This window comes from Arthrobacter alkaliphilus, from assembly GCF_021483235.1.
In the GTDB taxonomy this organism is placed as follows: domain Bacteria; phylum Actinomycetota; class Actinomycetes; order Actinomycetales; family Micrococcaceae; genus Arthrobacter; species Arthrobacter alkaliphilus.
The window spans coordinates 34959-48914 of record NZ_JAKEEC010000006.1 but is presented as its reverse complement, the minus strand read 5'-3'; the positions used below and the strand labels follow the sequence as shown (position 1 = coordinate 48914).

Annotated in this window: 13 protein-coding genes; 10 read left to right on the top strand and 3 right to left on the bottom strand. The window is 66.1% G+C overall.

Translation table 11 applies throughout. From position 1 onward, the window contains the following. Window positions 1-142: 142 nt before the first annotated feature. Both L0B83_RS19860 and L0B83_RS06490 read right to left on the bottom strand, forming a co-directional pair. Window positions 143-4621, bottom strand: a complete 4479-nt coding sequence (locus L0B83_RS19860) for an HAD-IC family P-type ATPase (protein ID WP_234757595.1) — start codon at window positions 4619-4621, stop codon at window positions 143-145. 24 nt (window positions 4622-4645) lie between these two features. After that, entirely contained in the window at window positions 4646-4948 is a 303-nt protein-coding gene (locus tag L0B83_RS06490; protein WP_234757594.1) for a hypothetical protein, read from the bottom strand. Window positions 4949-5103: 155 nt separating this feature from the next. On the opposite strand from L0B83_RS06490, the gene L0B83_RS06485 reads away from it, so the two are divergent. The 6 genes from L0B83_RS06485 to L0B83_RS06460 all read left to right on the top strand — a co-directional run bounded on the left by L0B83_RS06485 (window position 5104) and on the right by L0B83_RS06460 (window position 9321). After that, a complete protein-coding gene (locus L0B83_RS06485; RefSeq protein ID WP_234757593.1) occupies window positions 5104-5379 on the top strand; it encodes a hypothetical protein in 276 nt (91 codons plus the stop codon). 34 nt (window positions 5380-5413) lie between these two features. Next, window positions 5414-5923 carry a hypothetical protein gene (locus tag L0B83_RS06480; protein WP_234757592.1) on the top strand — a complete coding sequence of 170 codons (510 nt, stop codon included), beginning with the start codon at window positions 5414-5416 and terminating at the stop codon, window positions 5921-5923. Between the two features lie 166 nt (window positions 5924-6089). Next, window positions 6090-6308 carry a hypothetical protein gene (locus L0B83_RS06475; protein WP_234757591.1) on the top strand — a complete coding sequence of 73 codons (219 nt, stop codon included), beginning with the start codon at window positions 6090-6092 and terminating at the stop codon, window positions 6306-6308. Beyond that, window positions 6301-7440, top strand: coding sequence for a baeRF2 domain-containing protein (locus tag L0B83_RS06470; RefSeq protein ID WP_234757590.1), 1140 nt, complete (start codon window positions 6301-6303; stop codon window positions 7438-7440). Before L0B83_RS06475 ends, L0B83_RS06470 begins: the two co-directional genes overlap by 8 nt. Window positions 7441-7539: 99 nt before the next feature. After that, window positions 7540-7707, top strand: coding sequence for a hypothetical protein (locus L0B83_RS06465; RefSeq protein ID WP_234757589.1), 168 nt, complete (start codon window positions 7540-7542; stop codon window positions 7705-7707). Between the two features lie 222 nt (window positions 7708-7929). Further along, window positions 7930-9321 (top strand): MFS transporter, encoded by a 1392-nt coding sequence (locus tag L0B83_RS06460; RefSeq protein ID WP_234757588.1) that lies wholly within the window; start codon window positions 7930-7932, stop codon window positions 9319-9321. Window positions 9322-9414: 93 nt separating this feature from the next. Here the strand turns inward: L0B83_RS06460 and L0B83_RS06455 are convergent, their stop codons facing one another. Further along, window positions 9415-10188, bottom strand: coding sequence for an IclR family transcriptional regulator (locus L0B83_RS06455; RefSeq protein ID WP_234757587.1), 774 nt, complete (start codon window positions 10186-10188; stop codon window positions 9415-9417). A 98-nt stretch (window positions 10189-10286) separates the two neighbouring features. Here L0B83_RS06455 and L0B83_RS06450 point away from each other — a divergent pair, with 98 nt between their 5' ends. Genes L0B83_RS06450 through L0B83_RS06435 form a run of 4 tightly spaced genes read left to right on the top strand, consistent with a single transcriptional unit; the run spans window position 10287 to window position 13953 of the window. Next, window positions 10287-11078: a 2-keto-4-pentenoate hydratase gene (locus L0B83_RS06450; protein ID WP_234757586.1), complete on the top strand. Its 792-nt coding sequence runs from the start codon at window positions 10287-10289 to the stop codon at window positions 11076-11078. A gap of 30 nt (window positions 11079-11108) precedes the next feature. Continuing rightward, entirely contained in the window at window positions 11109-12071 is a 963-nt protein-coding gene (locus L0B83_RS06445) for an acetaldehyde dehydrogenase (acetylating) (protein ID WP_234757585.1), read from the top strand. Next, the gene (gene dmpG, locus L0B83_RS06440; protein ID WP_234757584.1) at window positions 12068-13141 is read left to right on the top strand and encodes a 4-hydroxy-2-oxovalerate aldolase; all 1074 of its coding nucleotides are present in this window, start codon (window positions 12068-12070) and stop codon (window positions 13139-13141) included. Before L0B83_RS06445 ends, dmpG begins: the two co-directional genes overlap by 4 nt. Next, entirely contained in the window at window positions 13138-13953 is an 816-nt protein-coding gene (locus tag L0B83_RS06435) for a 2-keto-4-pentenoate hydratase (RefSeq protein ID WP_234757583.1), read from the top strand. Before dmpG ends, L0B83_RS06435 begins: the two co-directional genes overlap by 4 nt. Window positions 13954-13956: the final 3 nt, after the last annotated feature.

Genomic DNA, 13956 nt, shown 5'->3' with positions numbered 1-13956 from the left:
CTATCAGCCGATTGGGGCGCGTCCGGTAGGTCCTTCCGGCTGCGGTGTGTCAGTGCCACCGTAGGGTCCGGATGTGGACGGCGGGTAAATACCAACAGAACGATGTGATCGTCCGCGCGAAGTCTCGGTATACGTTGACTGTTTACGCCTGGCGCGCGCTTTGGAAGGCAGCGTGGGTTCCGGTTGCGCCCGTCCCCGAGGTTTCGGTACTCAGCGCGAAAAATGACCAAATCCGGGGCAGCAGCGGGGACAGGACCGCGACCGCGAGGGCTGCCGACGCCGCCGCCACGGCCCAGCCCGCCAGCCCGAGCGGTGTGGACCCGAAGAAGAGGCTCAGCACAGGGTTTTGGATGACGGCGGCGAGCAGGATCGCCGATCCAAGTCCGCCCACGATTACGCCACGGGTAGGGGTGCCGGAAAACAGGGTCTGCCCCAGTTGGGTGCCGATCAAGCCGACCAGTGCGATCGTCGGAGCCGCGGCGCCCAACCCGAGTGCTGTCGCGGTGAGCCAGGCGGCCGCGGCTCCTGCCGCGGTGATCAAGGCCCGGGAACCGACGTCGCGCACCAGGGCCGGGCCAAGGGACGCTTCTGGTCCTTCGGCCAGGAGAGCCTGGGCCGACATCGCATGCGGCGGTCGCAGGGCCACGGCGAGCGCCGGTGCCAGGTCCGTGAGCAGGTTGACGAGCAGCAATTGGCGGGCGCCCAGCGGGGACAGGCCGGACAGGGCGGCTCCCAGAACCGTGAAGGCAATTTCACCGAGGTTTCCCCCGACGAGGATACCCAAGGCCTCCCGGACTGAGACCCACATGGAGCGGCCCTCGACCAAGGCGGCGATGATCGTCTCGAGCCTGTCGTCGGTCACAATCAGGTCCGCCGCGGCGCGGGCCGCCGGAGTGCCCCTCTGTCCCAGGGCGATGCCGACGTCGGCAAGTCTGATGGCAGGGGCATCGTTGGCGCCGTCTCCGGTCATCGCAACCGTCCGGTGCAGGCGCTGGAATGCCTGTACCGCGCGGACCTTGTGCGCCGGTGTTCCGCGGGCAACGACGGCTACGGAGGGAAGCAGCTTGTCAAGCGCGTCGTCGTCGAGCGCGTCCATCTCGGCGCCGGTCACCACACGTCCGCCATTGAGCAGACCAAGACGGTCCGCGACTGCCTTGGCGGTTCCGGGGTGGTCGCCGGTGATCATGATGATTTGCACCCCGGCCTTGCGCAGTGTCCGGACCGACGGCGCCGCCGCGGCCCTCACTGGATCGGTCAGCGCAAGGAACCCGAGCAGGGTCAATTCCTTGACGTCGTGCCCGGCCAGCTCGCCCTGGTGAAGGTCAGCCCCTGCCTCGGCCCGTCGCTCCGCCACCACGAGGACCCGGTAGCCCTGCCCGGCCAGCCGCTCGATGCGGTGGGCAATACGGCGCTCTTCCTTGCTGTCGAGCGGGACCTCGGTTCCGCTACGGCGGACTGCGGAGCAGAGCGGGAGGACCGTCTCAGGCGCGCCCTTGATGCTTAGCAGCGACTCGCCGGCGGCTGATCCCACCGTGGCGTGGTAGCCGCGTGCCGGTTCGAAGGGAAGAACCGACCGTCTGCTCCAGCCAGCGTCGCGCACCGCACGGGTCACGCCAGCCTGCTTCGCGCCGCTGGCCACGGCGCGGTCGGTGAAATGCTCGAGTTTGCCGCCGGACGGCTTTTGGGGTGTCGCCCGCAAAGCCGCGGCGAGGACATGACGATGTTCCGGGCCGAGACGGTCCAGGGGGACGTCCTGCTGGTCAACCGTGCTGACGGTCTCCAAACGGATCCGCCCTTCGGTGAGGGTCCCCGTCTTGTCGAAACAGAGAACGTCCACCCTGCCCAGCGCTTCAATGGTGCGTGGATTACGCACGAGAACGCCTTCCGTCGACAGGCGGCGGGCGGCTGCCAACTGGGCGGCGCTGACGAGGAAGGGCAGCCCTTCGGGCACTGCGGCCACGGCCAGGCTGAGACCGGCCCCGGCGGTACTCCTGATCGGCCTGCCCCGTGCCAAGCCAGCCGCGACAACGGCAACGGCCGACGTAATCGTGACGGGCACGGTCACATTGGTGATGGCCGCCAGCCGCTTTTCGACGCCGCTGGCGCTGGTTCCTTCCCGGCTGGCTGCGGCGCTTCGCCCCGCCTCGGTACCGGCACCGGTCGCGACGACGGCGGCAACCGCCCGTCCCGAGGCGACGGTGGTGCCCTCGTAGAGCATTGAGCTCCGTTCCGCCAGTGAATCGGCGATCACCCCGGCCGAACATTTCGACACCGGGAAGGCTTCACCGGTCAGGGAGGATTCGTCTGCTTCCAGGCTTGCCGTTTCGATGATCCGGCAGTCCGCGGGGACCACGTCGCCTGCAGCAAGGTGGACAATGTCGCCCGGAACAAGGTGGCGTGCGGGAATGGTCGCGTCGCCGCCGGGGCGCCGCACCCGGGCCATCAACGCAGACTGGTTGACCAGCGCGTCCAGGGCGCGCTCCGTGCGCAAGCGCTCGACGCCGCCGACAATTCCGCCGAGCAGGGCAACAGCGGCGATGAGCACCCCGTCAATGACAGCGCCGATAGCGACCGACAGGGAAGCGCCGGCACCCAACACCGGGGTCAGCGGGTTGGCCAGTTCCTCCAGAACTGCGCCCGGAAAAGTAACGGGAGCAGCATCCGGGCGTCCGCCCTGGATCTGCCTCAGCCGCACCTGCTCAACGCTTAAGCCCTCCGGCGAAGAACCCAGGCGTTGGAGGACGGCGCCGGGAGGCATGGCATGCCACGGCACGGAAGAAACCCCCGGCACAATGGGCTGCTGCCCCAATTGGACAGCGGCGCGGACTGCCATGACAAGCGACACCGCCGAAGCCGCGTTGACCGCGAGCATGGACCGGGAAGCGCCCGCGCGCGGACTGCCCATCGATGCGGCCACCGCGCCGACCACCGTGCCCGCCTGTGCGAGCCGTACACTGTCCCGGCTCACCCCCGCTGCCTTCGCGCACGCTTGGATCAGCGTCAGGGCGAGTCCAAGATCCTGACCGGCAAGGATGTGGCCTCCCCAGGCCGGACCGCCAGCCGGGGTTGCAATTCCGACGCCCACATCCACTGTGGCCAGGGCTTGACTGTTTGCGGAAATCAGCATCAGCGCGGACCCGGTTTCGCGAAGGGCCCGGACCGATTCCCGAAGGTCCTCGCCTCCTGGCCGGATCTCATCGGCCACAGCGTTCAAGCCCGCTCCGCCGCCGGGGTCCCCGGCAACTACCACGTGGCAACTGCTGCGGCGGCACGCCGCAGCCAGGGCGTCAAGGTATTCGTGTGGTTCGGCGGCCACACCGACCAGCGCAATCAGCCGTGACCCGTTGGCCAAACCCAGCACGGAGGCGCTCGTCGCTTCCAATCGGCGTCGCTCCCTCACGCCGCGGCGGCCCGTGATGGACAGCTCGTCGATCGGTCCGAGAGACCAGGTCCGGTCCCGCTGAATGCTTTCCGGATCGTCCGAGCGGAACAGTGCATGGAGCCTCTCGGCCACTTGCTCCCGGTCGGCGCCGTGCAGCGGAACGGGTGACACCATCACATGCCGGCCGGTGGCGAGGATCCCGGCGTCGACGACTATCGTCTCCACACGATCGAGCCTTCGCAAGGCCCGCGGGTCCCGAATGACGGCGCCGCGGCGGGACAGGATTGTCCCCAGCTGGGCGGCAAATGCTTCGCGACCGACACGTCCCGGCTTCGGTAGCGTCGCCACCGCGAGGCCTGCTGCATGCCACGCGCTGCCGCTGGCCGCCAGTTGGACGCCGAAGGTCGCCAGTCCAAGAGCGTCGGCCGTGTCCCCCCATTTTTCAATGGGCCCGGGCCCGGGCTTGAGGGGCTTCCAGGTATCAAGAGGTCCAGCCGAGGCCGACCCCTTCGTCGTCAGATACGTTTCCTGCGCCGTCCGCCAGGCGGCCGACGCTGCCGCCGCCTCTTGGAGAATGAGCCCCCGAAGGGCGCCGTCTACCGCCAGGCCCGCGAACCCTTGCGACAGCGCCTGCACAGTGGCGTTCGCCAGGGCAATGACGGCGTCCGCCCTCACCTGGCCCAGTGCTCGCTCGACGTGCCCGCGGAGCCGCGGGGTGCTGTCCACCACCGAAACCGCGGCGGCTAATTCCGCGGCAACCGGCGCCACATTGAACAGGCGTGCCACGACCGCGGCGGCAATCCCAACCACGTCGGCGGTGAGCTCGACGACGGCCCGCTCAACCCCGGCAACGGCCGCCGGCCCGCCCTCGTCTTCGGCGCGGCCCGGTTCGGGCCGGAAGCGGCGTTCGACCGATCGGACGAGCTCCACCAGTTCTTCCAGCGGTGCGGGATCCACGCTGAGTGCGATGATGACCCGGCCCAGCGGTGCGTTCACGGCAGCCCAGAGCACCGCCGGGTGCCCTTCGAGGGTCTCCTCCAACCGTGAGGCAAAGTCCTCACTCCCGGGGAGGTCGATGCCTGGAACCTCGATCGCTGCCCGCCCGCCCGCGGCCCACGCCCGCCGTCCGGCGACCTGGGCCGGGACGATGACATCGAGCAGCCGCCGGGGCAGCGACGGCCGCCCCAGCCTCCGGGAAGGTTCGATCAATGACTGGATCGCAGCCGCAAAAAACGACACCTAAAAACCGGTCATGGTCGCGGGCTAACGCCCGTTCGCCCGAGCCTTACGGATTTCGTCCTTGGCAAAGCGTTCGGCGACGTAGCTCCCGACGCCGACCACGGCTACCACGGGCCACTCCAGTACGCCGATCACGCCAAGCGCAGCCAAGCCACCGAGCCACAGGAGCCTTTTCGGCTCCATTTGAACCGGCGGCAGCGGCGGCAGATTGGCCAGTGAAGGCAGGGTGATCGTCACCTTCCCCGGCGCCGAAGGAGGCTGACCGGCGGCGCCCTCCTTGCTTGTTTCCTCGGACGTCGCGCTCTTGTTCTGGCCCACAGCCGCCATGGCTCCTCCTGAAAGTTGGTCCCGCAACTTTTCGATTCGGCACCGAACCTGGCTGGCACGGCACGCCGATGAAGCCCATACTAGGACCAGAGGCCCCCGGGCGCGAGAGCGAGTGCCGCCCCAGCCCGCCAGTCTCGCCAGGACAAGGAGGGATCATGCCGAACCAGGCCAGTAATTCCAACCGTGGGAAAGCCGGGAACGCCGCCGACATTGCCGACAGCCGCTCGATTTCCATCACCGTCGAAGGAGTCGGAACGTTCAGCCTGCCCCCCAACGGCGAGTTGGCCTTCCTCGCCGGTGTCGGTCTCATCGCCGCTGCGGGCCTGATTGAATGGCCCGTCGCCGTGGTGGTTGCCGCCGGACACGTGATCGCCCACGCCAGCCACAACAAGACCCTCCGTGAGTTCGGCGAAGCACTCGAAGCAGCCTGACTTTCAGAGGTTCGCCCACCATAAGGGGACGCAGATGGCAGAAGAGAACGTGGAGCCGGTGGAGATATCGACCCGTATCCGGCCTGGAGAATGGACCGAAGCGAGCCTGGTGGAGCTGACTGATTCCTACCGGAAAAAGATCATGGCGATGGGCGCGGCACCGGAGGAGGTGGTCACGCACATCGACCGAGGAACGAATGGCTCCGTGGCGGTCTCGGTCACCTGGGATCCCGGCGCAGGCCATGCAGCCGCCCCCGGCCGGACCACCGCATCCCCGACGGGCGGTGCGCCTCTGCCGGAAAGTCCTGAGGTCGCCAGGGGATTCGGGGAAGGCATCCCGCCGGGCGAGATTACGGAGGACGCCAAAGGTTTGGGTGCGGTTCTCGGGGATGCCGACAGGTCAGCCATCGATGAACCTCCCCGGAACCCCCGCACCCGCTCAGGTATGGCCGAGGACGTGGAGCCCTTGACCAGGCGCACGGATGAAGAAGGAAAACCGTATCTTGAGGACGCCGGGGACACGGGGTCAGGTACAACGGAATGATCGGATTCCCTGAGGGGAACCATCCAAAAATACTCAGTACCCTTTCTATTTGGGTGGGCCCGGGGCTAGGGTCGAGGTATATCCACCACCGACCACGATGGAATCCGTCAAGCTCGTCCACCGCTGACGTTGACGGAAACACAACGAACCGGAAAGGGTGATTGCCGTGGCTGAACGGGGAAACACGAAGCACGGGCCGCATCTGGACGACAAGATGCAGCAGGAAACGCAGGGCATGGTCAAGGGAAATCAGCCAGCCCATGTGGAAGAAGGGCGGGAAACCGAGCCTTTCCCGGACGACACTGACCCCGCCGAGATTCAGGACGCAGTGAACCCCGGCGTTGGAACAGAGGAGGCCGGGGAGGAAGGTTCGTCCGATGAGTAACAGGCTGTCGGAATTCGCTGACCTATACCGTTTGTCGGGACCTTGGTGCGTGGCCTATGTCGATGCCAGCACCGGTACGGTGGACAGCCTTGAAGCCGGCGATGCCCAGCCCGAAAATGTCCGGGACGCCTTGGCCGGGCAGGGTGCCTCGAAGGAGGACTTGGACGCGATTGAACAGGCAATCCGGCCGGCCACGGGTGAGCCCTCACCTATCAGCCGCTTCGTTCTGGTGCGGGAGGGATCGGCGGTGATCAACGAGCTGCTCCCCGGACCTCTAGCGGTGCCGGAGCGCATCTCCAGGGACGTTGTCCCGGATCTGCTGCCTCTCATAAAACACCGGCCGGATGAGTTCGCCTACGTTGTGGCAGAAGTCAGCCGTGATGAAGGCGAAATCCAGCTGCGACGGGCGGGCAGGCAGGAAGCCGATTCCAGCGACCATGTTCAGGGATCGGGCGAGAACCTGACAAAGGTCCCTGGCGGCGGCTGGGCACAAGGCCGGTTCCAACACCGCACTGAGGAGATCTGGAAGCGCAACGCTGATCAGGTTGTCCAGGAAATCGACAAGGCGGTGGCTGACAGCCATGCGCGGCTTGTGGTGCTCGCCGGCGACATCCGCGCGCGGCAAATGGTTGCCGAACAGTTGTCCCCGGCGAGTAAGGCCGCATTGAGCGTAGTCGACTCCCACACGCTCGCCGCAGGCTCTGACCGCGAAAAGTTCGAGGCCGAGATCAACTCGCTGGTCGCGCGGCAGTGGGCGGATGAGCAGCAACAACTTTTGGATCGCCTGGCCGCGCAGGAAGGGCAGGCAAACCCGGAGTCCGCCACCGGAACCGGCGCCGTAGTGCGCGCCCTCCAGCAGGCACAGGTGGACGTATTGATCTTCGATGACCAAGCGCTCTCGGAACACACTTTGTTGGCGTTGGACGCTGAACCGTGGATCGCCAACTCCGAGGAAGAATCCTTGGGCGCTGGAGTCCTGGGAAGGGTCCCGGCGCCGGCGGCGCTCTTACGGGTGGCAGCCCTCACCGACGCGCGAATACAACTCACCCCAAAAGCAGCACTGCCCAATGGCGAAAATATTGCGGCCCTGCTGCGTTGGCCCACCGGCCCCGAGGTCCCGGCAGAATCCTAGCCCCGCTTCCTAGCCGAGTTACCTGTCGCCTGGCCGCGACGTACCGCTCAATGGAACAGTCCATTCCTTCTGGAGTGTGAACCCTGCCACTATCTCCATATGCCGTTGCCAAGAATGCGCAACGGCATATGGAAGGAGTCGCAACGATGCGAAGAGGGAACCTCCAGCCTGCTCCACCACGCCCGGCTCGTGGGCTTCAACGGGCCGAACATCACGCATCCGTACAAGCAGACCGTCCTCGGGTTAATGGACGACGTCTCCGGGTGAGCGACGCCGCATACCGGCCGCTGCGCACTGAGCTGTTGGCCAAAGCTGAGGCCCTGGCGTGCAGGACGCTGGACGGTGCACGCATATGCGTCCACCAGGGCCGAGGCCTTCAGGCTTTTCACTTCACCGGCCGCGTGCCTGACCCGCAGCGCATGCGCCGCATCTTTCTTTCGCTAATTGACGCAGAACAAAGCAGTTCCGATCTCGAGAAATGAGCCCGAAATGACCATCTCGGTAAAGGGCCAGGCACCGTCGCCCGGCCATGCCCCCACCCCTGTCAAGGCAGCCCTCGCGTCCTTTCTGGGCTCGATGGTGGAGTACTACGACTTTTTCATCTACGGGGTCATGGCGACCCTGGTACTGAACAAGGTTTTCTTCACCGCCGCCGACCCGGCCACCGGAACGCTGCTCGCGCTGGCCACCTTCGGCGTCGCCTACGTGGCGCGACCCGTCGGCGCCTTCTTCCTCGGTCACTACGGTGACAAGTTGGGACGCAAGAAAGTCATGGTGTTCTGCCTCCTCCTGATGGGGATGTCCACTTTCCTTATCGGCGTCCTGCCCGACTACAACGCCATCGGACTGTGGGCCCCCGGGCTGCTGGTTTTCCTTCGGCTTTGCCAGGGATTGTCCGCGGCGGGCGAGCAGAGCGGTGCCAGCTCGCTGACCATCGAACATGCCCCGATGGGCCGCCGTGCGTTCTTCGCCAGCTGGACCCTCAACGGCACCCAGGCGGGCCTGATCCTGGCCAATCTCGTGTTCCTGCCTTTTGCCGCGCTCCCGCCGGAGGATCTGTACACATGGGGTTGGCGGATACCGTTCCTGCTCAGCGCCGTTCTGGTGGTCATCGCCTTCATCGTCCGCCGCACGCTGGATGACGCGCCGATCTTCACTGAACTCGAAGAAGACCACAAGGTCGAGAAGATGCCCCTCAAGGCATTGTTCCGTGATCAGTGGCGGGACATCATCCGCGTGATTGGCTGCACCTGCCTTGGCGTGGTCAGCTCCGTTACCGCAACCTTTGGTGTGGCCTACGCCTCCAAGCCGGAATACGGGCACGCCAACGTGGTCTCCTCTAGCACCATGCTGTGGGTAGTCATCGGGGCAAACCTCGGCGCGCTCATCGTCCAGCCTCTCGCAGCGATACTGTCAGACCGGATCGGCCGCAAGCCGGTGCTGATCACGGCCGCGGTCGGATGCACTATCAGCTCGTTCTTCTGGCTCAGCACGCTAACGTCCGGCAACGGATGGCTGATCTTCCTGGGCCAGTTCATCATCACCTCCGTGTTCTATAGCTGCTACAACGCCATCTGGCCCTCCTTCTACCCGGAGCAGTTCGCCGCCAGGGTGCGCTACTCGGGCGTCGCGGTCTCCACTCAGCTGGGCGTCGTGCTGACCGGCTTCGCGCCATCGATCGCCGCAGCCATCGTCGACAAGGGCGAAATGGGCTGGCTGCCGATCGCGATCTTCGTCGCAGTTTCTTCCGCCATTGCCGCGGTTGCCGTCCTGTTCAGCCGCGAAACCTTCAATGTTCCGCTGGAAGACCTTGGCAAGAAGAACCCCCGCCGGGTGGACCTGAAGGCGGCACGAGCGGAGCGGATCGAGGTGGGCGCCTAACCTGCGATAGCACCCGAATCTTTGCACCCCGCCCCGGACTCCACGTCCGGGGCGGGCCGCAGCGCTATTTCGGTGGCAAGGGAGCCGGATACCTTAGATTCTCTTCAGCATCGTGTTGTTTCGAATTAGACGGTTGAGGCCCATCGTTGCCGCCTGTACAGCGGGCCCCACCCTTTCCAACTGCACGACGCCGAGCGGCCCGGAGACGCTGATGGCCGCCAGCGGTTCACCATTTTCGCGCAGTATGGCGCTGGCCGCGCAGCACACGCCCGAGGCCGACTCCTCCTGTTCATAAGCGACGCCATGCGTACGCACGGATTCCAGTTCCACCCGCAGGTCCTTCGGGGCGGTGAACGTACGGGGACCCATCTGCTCCAGCTGTCCAGCAAGGATCTCCTCCACGGCCGCGGAATCCGCGTGGGCCAAAAGGGCCTTGCCGACACCCGTCGCGTGAGCCGGCATGCGTCCGCCGACCCGTGAGGGCAGCTGAACGCCATCGCGGCCCCTCAGGATCTCGATGTAGACCACCTCCCGGCCTTCCCGCACTGCCAGGTGGACGGTGTGGCCGGTCGCCTGCCGCAGGTCAGCCATCGTCGCCAACGCCAAACGGCGAAGGTCCTTGGGGCGGCGGGTGACAGATCCGAGTTCGAAGATCCGCAGCCCCAGCCGGACCGAAGTGCCGCGCCGCTCCAGGAACTCGTACTCGATAAGCTCCCGAGCGATCCGCGAAACCGTCGCTTTCGCCAGGCCCGTCCGGCGGGCGATCTCGGAGATTCCAAGGTCTTCGTCGTCGGGGCCGAAGGCGCCCAGCACCAGAGAGACCCGTCCAATCATGGATTCGGGGATGTTTCGTTCAGTGGGACACATGCTTGGAGTATGGAGTAATGCCGGGCAGGATTCCAAGTGTTCGTTCCATTCACCGGCCGCTTCCAGGTCGCGCACCACCCAGACTGACGGAGACACGCATGATCACCGACACCCGCGACAACGGCGCCGCGCAGGCACTCCTTGAGGCCTACCGGACCCACCAGACCGTTCCGCCGCTGACTGACACCATCCCGGATCTGGGTATCGAGGGCGCCTACGGCATCCAGCTGGCACAGGTAGAGGCCTGGAAGGTCGAAGGCCGCAGGGTGAAAGGCCACAAGGTGGGCCTCACCTCGCGCGTCATGCAGGAGCAGCTCGGTGTGGACCAGCCGGACTTCGGGCATCTGATGGACAACATGTTCTTCGCCGACACAGAGCCCATCAAGGCCGGGCGTTTCATCAGCCCGAAGGTCGAACCAGAGTTCGCGTTCGTCCTCGGAAAGTCCCTGACCGGCCCGGGGGTCACCGCCACCGAAGCACTCAGCGCCATCGACTACGTCGTGGGGGCACTGGAGATCATCGATTCCCGAATCACGGACTGGAAGATCAAGCTCGCGGACACCGTCGCCGACAATGCCTCCTCCGGCGGCGTCGTCCTGGGTTCACGGCCCGTGAAACCGGCAGACCTGGACCTGCGGACCACTGGCGTGAACCTGTCCCGGAACGGCGAGCTCATTGCCACCGGAGCCGGAGGCGCCGTGCTCGGCTCACCGCTGAACGCGCTCGTCTGGCTCGCGAACACCCTGGGCCCACTCGGCGTCACCCTCGAGGCCGGCTCCGTTGTTCTTCCGGGCTCCATGACTGCCGCCGTCGCGGCTGCGCCGGGGGACACCATCACGGCAACTTTCGCCGGGGGACTGGGCAGCGTCACCGCGAACTTCGCCAACTGACACATCACATCGAGCCACAGGAGTCATTCCATGGACCATCGTCCACGTCCTATCGCGGCCATCGTCGGCCCGGGAAACATCGGCACGGACCTACTGATCAAACTCCAGCGCAGCGGCACCCTCGATGTCCGCTACATGATCGGCGTCGACCCTGCCTCGGACGGGCTGCGCAGGGCACGCGAGCTCGGCGTTGAAGCCAGCGCCGGGGGAGTCGATTGGCTCCTTGACCAGGAGGTCGTCCCCGATGTTGTCTTCGAAGCGACCAGCGCCAAGGCCCACGACGCGAACGCCCCGCGGTACCGCGAAGCCGGCATCGCCGCCGTCGACCTCACGCCCGCCGCAGTCGGCCCCTTTGTGTGCCCGGCAGTGAACCTCGATGAGCATCTGGATGCCGGCGGCGGTACTGCCCCGAACATCAACATGATCACCTGCGGCGGCCAGGCCACCATTCCCATCGTTTCTGCCGTCTCCAGGGTCACCCCGGTGCCATACGCCGAAATCGTCGCCTCCATCTCCTCCCGCTCCGCAGGACCCGGAACGCGGGCGAACATCGACGAATTCACCGAAACCACTTCGCACGCCCTCCAAGCGGTGGGCGGCGCGGCAAGAGGCAAGGCCATCATCATCCTGAACCCCGTGGAGCCTCCAATGGTCATGCGCGACACCGTCTTTGCCGCCATCGGCCCAGACGCGGACCGCGAGGCCATCACCGAATCCGTCCACCGGATGGTCGCCGAAGTCCAGCAGTACGTCCCGGGCTACCGGCTCAAATCCGAGCCCCAGTTCGATGAGCCGCGCCCGGACTGGGACGGCAACGGACGGGTTGCGGTCTTCCTCGAAGTCACCGGCAACGGCGACTATCTCCCGCCATGGGCAGGCAACCTCGACATCATGACGGCCGCCGCAGCGCGTGCCGGCGAACAACTTGCACTGGCCTGGGCTCATACGAAACCCGACGCCACGAACCAGAAAGTACAGGTGGCTGCGAAATGACTTCCGCCAACATCGCCAGCACGGGCAACCCGCCCGTCCGTATCATCGACACCACCCTGCGCGACGGCAGCCACGCCGTCAGCCACAGCTTCACCGTCCAACAGGTCCGTGACATCTCAAAGGCGCTGGACCATGCCGGCGTACCCATCATCGAAGTCACCCACGGTGACGGGCTCGCCGGGTCTTCCTTCAATTACGGCTTCTCCGCGGTCCGGGACATCGACCTGGTAGCTGCGGCAGCAGAAGCCGTCACCGATGCGAAGATCGCCGTCCTGCTGCTTCCCGGACTCGGAACCGTACACGATCTCCGTGAAGCCCACGCCGCGGGGGCGGGCATGGCGCGGGTCGCCACGCACTCCACGGAGGCCGATGTCAGCGTCCAGCATTTCGGCGCTGCCCGGGACCTGGGCATGGAAACAGCCGGGTTCCTTATGCTGTCCCACCGCACAGAACCCGCGCGGCTGGCGAAGCAGGCCCGGACCATGGCCGACGCCGGATGCCAATGCGTGTATGTTGTGGACTCCGCGGGGGCACTGCTTCCCGACGGCGTCCGGACCAGGGTGGATGCACTGGTCCAGGAACTGGGCGACGACGCCATGGTGGGCTTCCACGGACACCAGAACCTGTCCATGGGTGTAGCGAACTCCGTGGAAGCCTACCGTGCCGGGGCGCGGAGCATTGACGGAACACTCCGAGCGCTCGGCGCCGGTGCCGGCAATACCCCGACCGAAGTTCTGGTCACCGTCCTGGACGCCATGGGCATCCCTACCGGCGTCGACGTCGAAGCGGCCCTCGCCGCCGCCGAAGAAGTCCTGGCCCCGATCGTGAGACGCATGCCGGTAATGGACCGCTCCTCGATCGTCCAGGGGCGCTACGGTGTGTACAACTCCTTCCTGCTCCATGCGGAACGGGCTGCGGATCGCTACGGTGTTCCGGCCTACCAGATCCTCCGACGCGTGGGCGAAGCCGGCTACGTCGGCGGTCAGGAGGACATGATCATCGACGTCGCCATCGAACTGGCCGGTCTGCAGCGGCAGGCAGGCGAACACAACGAAAGAGTCTCCGCATGAGCAGCGAAACCATCTCTCCCTCCGCCCAAGGCAACGACTGGACCGAGGACCGCGTCGCCGACGTGCTGTACAAGCGCGAACTGGACCGGACCGACGGCGGAAAAATCACCGACGAGTACCCCGGGCTCGATCTCGACGCCGCCTACCGCGTCCAGCGCAAGCTCATCGACCTGAAGGTTGCCGGTGGAGAGCGCGTCATTGGCGTGAAGCTTGGCCTGACGGCCCGCGCGAAGCAACAGCAGATGGGTATCGATTCGCCCCTCACCGCCGTGATCACCGACAGAATGGTCCTCGAGGCCGGTGTTCCGATCCCGATGGATGAGCTCATCCACCCCAAGATCGAACCGGAAATCGTCTTCGTCATGAAGAACCGCCTCTCCGGGCCCGGCGTGACTGCAGCAACCGCCATGGCCGCCGTCGGAAGCGTCCACGCCGGCTTCGAGGTGATCGACAGCCGCTTCACTGACTTCAAGTTCACGCTGCCCGACGTCGTGGCCGACAACGCTTCCTCTTCACGGCTCTTCATCGGGGCTGACGGCACTGATCCCGCCGGCTTGGACCTGGCCCTCGAGGCGGTGGTCCTGTCCGTCAACGGCGCCGTGGTGGCCACCGCCACCGGGGCAGCAGTCCAGGGACACCCCGGCGAAGCCCTGGCCCTGGCGGCCAACGCGCTTGCCGGGCGCGGAGAGGCCATCGAAGCCGGTGCGGTCGTGCTGACCGGCGGCCTGACCGACGCCGTCTTTGTCCGCCCGGGTGAACAGATCACAGCAGAGTTCAGCAACCTGGGAACCCTGACGGTCGCCGGCGCCTGAACC

Bases quoted from the DNA above. Each gene is read 5' to 3' on its own strand.
- L0B83_RS06490 (WP_234757594.1), bottom strand. From the start codon at position 4,948: ATGGCGGCTGTGGGCCAGAACAAGAGCGCGACGTCCGAGGAAACAAGC.
- L0B83_RS06485 (WP_234757593.1), top strand. From the start codon at position 5,104: ATGCCGAACCAGGCCAGTAATTCCAACCGTGGGAAAGCCGGGAACGCC.
- L0B83_RS06480 (WP_234757592.1), top strand. From the start codon at position 5,414: ATGGCAGAAGAGAACGTGGAGCCGGTGGAGATATCGACCCGTATCCGG.
- L0B83_RS06470 (WP_234757590.1), top strand. From the start codon at position 6,301: ATGAGTAACAGGCTGTCGGAATTCGCTGACCTATACCGTTTGTCGGGA.
- L0B83_RS06465 (WP_234757589.1), top strand. From the start codon at position 7,540: ATGCCGTTGCCAAGAATGCGCAACGGCATATGGAAGGAGTCGCAACGA.
- L0B83_RS06460 (WP_234757588.1), top strand. From the start codon at position 7,930: ATGACCATCTCGGTAAAGGGCCAGGCACCGTCGCCCGGCCATGCCCCC.
- L0B83_RS06455 (WP_234757587.1), bottom strand. From the start codon at position 10,188: ATGTGTCCCACTGAACGAAACATCCCCGAATCCATGATTGGACGGGTC.
- L0B83_RS06450 (WP_234757586.1), top strand. From the start codon at position 10,287: ATGATCACCGACACCCGCGACAACGGCGCCGCGCAGGCACTCCTTGAG.
- L0B83_RS06445 (WP_234757585.1), top strand. From the start codon at position 11,109: ATGGACCATCGTCCACGTCCTATCGCGGCCATCGTCGGCCCGGGAAAC.
- dmpG (WP_234757584.1), top strand. From the start codon at position 12,068: ATGACTTCCGCCAACATCGCCAGCACGGGCAACCCGCCCGTCCGTATC.
- L0B83_RS06435 (WP_234757583.1), top strand. From the start codon at position 13,138: ATGAGCAGCGAAACCATCTCTCCCTCCGCCCAAGGCAACGACTGGACC.